This window comes from Bartonella sp. CM86QHHN, from assembly GCF_042194695.1.
Taxonomy (GTDB): domain Bacteria; phylum Pseudomonadota; class Alphaproteobacteria; order Rhizobiales; family Rhizobiaceae; genus Bartonella.
The window spans coordinates 1-3,614 of record NZ_JBHIND010000008.1 but is presented as its reverse complement, the minus strand read 5'-3'; the positions used below and the strand labels follow the sequence as shown (position 1 = coordinate 3,614).

The window sequence follows — 3,614 nt, the reverse complement described above, 5'->3', positions numbered from 1 at the left end:
TGATGCCGGCACTTATGATGGTGAAACGATTGATAATGATGACATTACGTCTCCAGAGCCGGTTGCACAGCCCGTTGAAAAGCCTTCAGAGATTGTTCCTAGTATAGAACAGCAGCGTATGGAGCAACAAGCCAAACAAGCTCGTGAAGCGCTTGTCAAGCTTTATGAACCCCAATCCCAGACGCCAATGGTTGAAGATGAAAATGCACCCCCAGACCCTACACAAGACATTATTGGCTATATGAGTTGGATGGGGAAAAAGATTCGAGAGCAGGATGCGTATATTAGGGAACAGAAAGAAGCGCTAAGACAAGCTGAGGAACAGCAGCAGCATGATATACGTCTTGGTCAGTTTTTCAACAATTCTGTTAAGTCGTTTCAAAATAAATCCAGTGATTTTGGTGACGCGGCAAATTTTCTTTATGAGAAGCGTGCGAAGGAATTGAGTTCTTGGTCGTCACTTTATCCTGAGTATGCAGATCCAAACACAATTTCTGAGATCATAAGGAATGAATTGCGTACGATTGTAGCGACTTGTGCACAAAGAGACCTCAATCCGGCAGAAGAGATTTATAGAATAGCGCAAAACCTTGGTTATCAAAACCAAGCAGTGCAAGCGAATAATCAAGTTGCAGAACTTCAAAGCCGTCAGAATTCTGCGAGAACCTTAACGGCATCTGGTGGAGGAGGGAGTATTACAGGTCCTATGACCAAAGAGACACTTGCGAATATGTCAGAGAAGGAATTTGATGCATGGATATCAAACCCGAAAAATGAAGCCCGTTTTTATGAAATTATGGGTGCAGACCCTGATTAGGCAATAAGTTTTACAACATAATCCGCCTTGATGCGGGTTTTCCACCGGCTTTAAGCCGGTTTTTTTACAGCGAAGAAAGGTGAAATCAATGGCAACAACACATATAGGAACCCATGATCCGCAATCGGTGAAATTGTGGTCACAGAAATTAAGCAATGAAGTTTTGAAAGCGACAAAAATTGCTCCTCTGATTGGCAAAAGTTCGAACAGCATTATCCAGCTTTACAACGAAACCCATAAGAGTGCAGGGGATAGCGTTACGTTTAGTCTGCTTGTCAATCTGTTTGGGGACGGTGTCACGCAAGGCGAAACCTTAGAGGGCAATGAAGAAGCGCTTCAATTTATGAATGATCGGTTGGTGATTAATGAGCTTTTACATGCAGCGCGTGTCGCCAATGATGATTCAATTGACCAACAAAGAATTCTCCCCAATTTACGAAAAAAAGCCAAAGAAGGTTTAGTTCGTTGGTATGCAAATCGTTTAAGCATCATGTTCTTTCTTCAGGTATGTGGTTATACAGCCCGTACTATCAATGTTGATGGTCGGGAAGTGTATATTAAGCCAGTTCATTACGGCTTTAATGAAATCATGGCACCTAGCAGTGAACGTATTATCCGTCCAGATGGTAAAACAAAGGATGAAGATCTCAATGATAAAGCCAAACATAGCTTTAGTCTTAAATTGATTGATGAAGCGGTTAAACAAGCCAAACTTGCCAATCCGCAAATTTCTCCAGTTCATGTCAATGGTGATGATGTTTATGTTCTCTATTTGCATCCAACACAAGTCATGCAATTGCGAACCAATACAGCCGTTGGTGAGTGGTTAGATATTCAAAAATCGGTTTATGCAACCTCTCGTGCGAAAAACCCAATCTTTGATGGTTCACTGGGCATGTATAATGGCGTTATTTTACGTGAAGCTATTCATGTGACCCATGGTGTTAAATCGACAGATAATACAGCTGTTAAAAGTGTGCGTCGCGCGGTGTTTCTAGGGGCGCAAAGTGCTGTTATTGGTTTTGGCAAAAATCACAGTGCAACGCATTATACGCTTAAAGAAGAGTATTTTGATTATGAACGTGAATTTGGTGTTGCAGCCAAAACCTTAATAGGAATGAAGAAAACACGTTTTAAGATGCCCAATAGCGCACAAACAGCTCAAGATTTTGGAACGATTGTTATCCCCACCTACAGCGGTGAACCTGATAATTAATCATAGGGAGGAAGCAAGACATGGCAGATCAATTACCCCCTCCATTACAGGGCAGAAATCTACATACCCAACAGGTGAGTTTCTTACGTTTGAATATCTCGCATAAAGATAAGCATCTTACGGAGAAAATTGGGATATTACCTCGTGGCGCTTTGATCACTTCAATAAAAGCGTTCGTTAAGACGGCATTTTCAGAAGCGAAATTGAAGATTGGCAGCAGCTATGGGGGCAATGAGTTTGGGGAAAAAGACATCAAAGCCCAAGGCACGCAAGATTTTACGCCAACAGATCAAAAGTCTTTTGTTGCAGATGATAAGGAGATGACCCTTTATGCAACACGAGACAAAACCACTGATGCTGGTGAATGTATTGTGGTTGTGCAATTCGTAACAAATCATTGAGGGGATAAGACATGGCAGATTATTTACCACAGCCCTTGCAAGGGAGAAATCTTCATACCCAGCAGGTAAGCTTTTTGCGGCTTAATTTTAGCTATGAAGATAAAGAAAACGCTATGAGAATAGGCACACTACCTCGTGGTGCTTTGATTACTTCGATTAAAGTGTTTGTTAAGACAGCATTTTCGGACACAAAGGTCAAAATAGGGTGCACTGCTGGCGGCAATGAGTTTGGTGAAGCAGAAATCAAACAACAGGCAGTAAAAGAGGTTAAGCCTACCAATCAGAAGGAGTTTATCCCTTACGATGAAGAACTTACTCTCTATGCCAAAGCGGACAAAACAGTACAAGCTGGGCAAGCAAGTATAGTCGTTGAATTCGTGACTAATCACTGAAATTGAGGGGAGAGATTTATTAACTCCCTCTCAGTTTATGAAGTAGAAGACTGTACAGAGAGTTGCAGATTAAGGGCAGATAAGACAGCGACTAAGGTAGAAAGTTTAGGGTCACCTGTTTTGCTTAAGGAGCGATATAATCCACTGCGTTCGCGATTGGTTTCTTTTGCTAAGGCTCTCATATTTTGAGCACGTGCAACAATACCAAGGGCATCCGCTATATGAGAGGCATCACCAGTTTTGAAGGCTTCATTTAAAAAGACTTCTTGAGATTCTGGTGTTGTGAGGTGTTTTTCAAAGTTAAAGGTTTTCAATTTCATTTTTAAGATCCTCTAAAAGAGATAAGGCTTTTTGAATATCACTGGATTGTGTGGATTTGTCACCACCACAAAGCAATATAATGATTTTATCGCCTTTTTTTGTAAAATAAATTCGGTAACCAGCACCATAGTGGATACGTAATTCACCTATACCATTAAAAAACTTCGCATCACCCAAAAGCCCTGAACGAATTCTATGAAGCCTTGCAAGAATTATATTAGCAGCTTTTCTGTCTTTAAGCTTTTCTAACCAGTTATCGAATTCATCTGTTGTTTTTATTATCGCTACCATCAGTGCACTATACTACACAAAATATATAATATCAATAGTAATAATTTTTACTGAAAGGTATTTTGATGACACGTCATTATATTCGGGTTAAGACCGGAGGACCGATACCAGTAAAGCGAGATGTTTATCGTCATAAGAGAACACTTTCGCACTTAGTGTCGGTCATTCAAGATGAG

General features: G+C 40.7%; 6 protein-coding genes. 4 read left to right on the top strand and 2 right to left on the bottom strand.

Annotation, left to right across the window (positions count from 1 at the left end; genetic code table 11):
• From ACFIKX_RS00740 to ACFIKX_RS00725, 4 genes are all read left to right on the top strand, one after another.
• On the top strand, positions 1-817 hold an 817-nt coding region (locus tag ACFIKX_RS00740), incomplete at its 5' end, for a hypothetical protein (RefSeq protein WP_375661186.1).
• Between the two features lie 88 nt (positions 818-905).
• Positions 906-2,033, top strand: coding sequence for a N4-gp56 family major capsid protein (locus ACFIKX_RS00735; protein ID WP_375629358.1), 1,128 nt, complete (start codon positions 906-908; stop codon positions 2,031-2,033).
• A gap of 20 nt (positions 2,034-2,053) precedes the next feature.
• Positions 2,054-2,434, top strand: coding sequence for a hypothetical protein (locus tag ACFIKX_RS00730; RefSeq protein WP_375629356.1), 381 nt, complete (start codon positions 2,054-2,056; stop codon positions 2,432-2,434).
• 11 nt (positions 2,435-2,445) lie between these two features.
• Positions 2,446-2,826, top strand: a complete 381-nt coding sequence (locus tag ACFIKX_RS00725; protein WP_375629353.1) for a hypothetical protein — start codon at positions 2,446-2,448, stop codon at positions 2,824-2,826.
• A 35-nt stretch (positions 2,827-2,861) separates the two neighbouring features.
• On the opposite strand, the gene ACFIKX_RS00720 is transcribed toward ACFIKX_RS00725, so the two are convergent.
• Both ACFIKX_RS00720 and ACFIKX_RS00715 read right to left on the bottom strand, forming a co-directional pair.
• Complete coding sequence (locus ACFIKX_RS00720) at positions 2,862-3,146, bottom strand: addiction module antidote protein (protein WP_375629351.1); 285 nt, start codon at positions 3,144-3,146, stop codon at positions 2,862-2,864.
• The gene (locus ACFIKX_RS00715) at positions 3,127-3,438 is read right to left on the bottom strand and encodes a type II toxin-antitoxin system RelE/ParE family toxin (protein ID WP_017196508.1); all 312 of its coding nucleotides are present in this window, start codon (positions 3,436-3,438) and stop codon (positions 3,127-3,129) included. Before ACFIKX_RS00715 ends, ACFIKX_RS00720 begins: the two co-directional genes overlap by 20 nt.
• Positions 3,439-3,614 lie beyond the last annotated feature (176 nt).

Coding starts and splice junctions, on each gene's coding strand:
- ACFIKX_RS00735 (WP_375629358.1), top strand. CDS start 906: ATGGCAACAACACATATAGGAACCCATGATCCGCAATCGGTGAAATTG.
- ACFIKX_RS00730 (WP_375629356.1), top strand. CDS start 2,054: ATGGCAGATCAATTACCCCCTCCATTACAGGGCAGAAATCTACATACC.
- ACFIKX_RS00725 (WP_375629353.1), top strand. CDS start 2,446: ATGGCAGATTATTTACCACAGCCCTTGCAAGGGAGAAATCTTCATACC.
- ACFIKX_RS00720 (WP_375629351.1), bottom strand. CDS start 3,146: ATGAAATTGAAAACCTTTAACTTTGAAAAACACCTCACAACACCAGAA.
- ACFIKX_RS00715 (WP_017196508.1), bottom strand. CDS start 3,438: ATGGTAGCGATAATAAAAACAACAGATGAATTCGATAACTGGTTAGAA.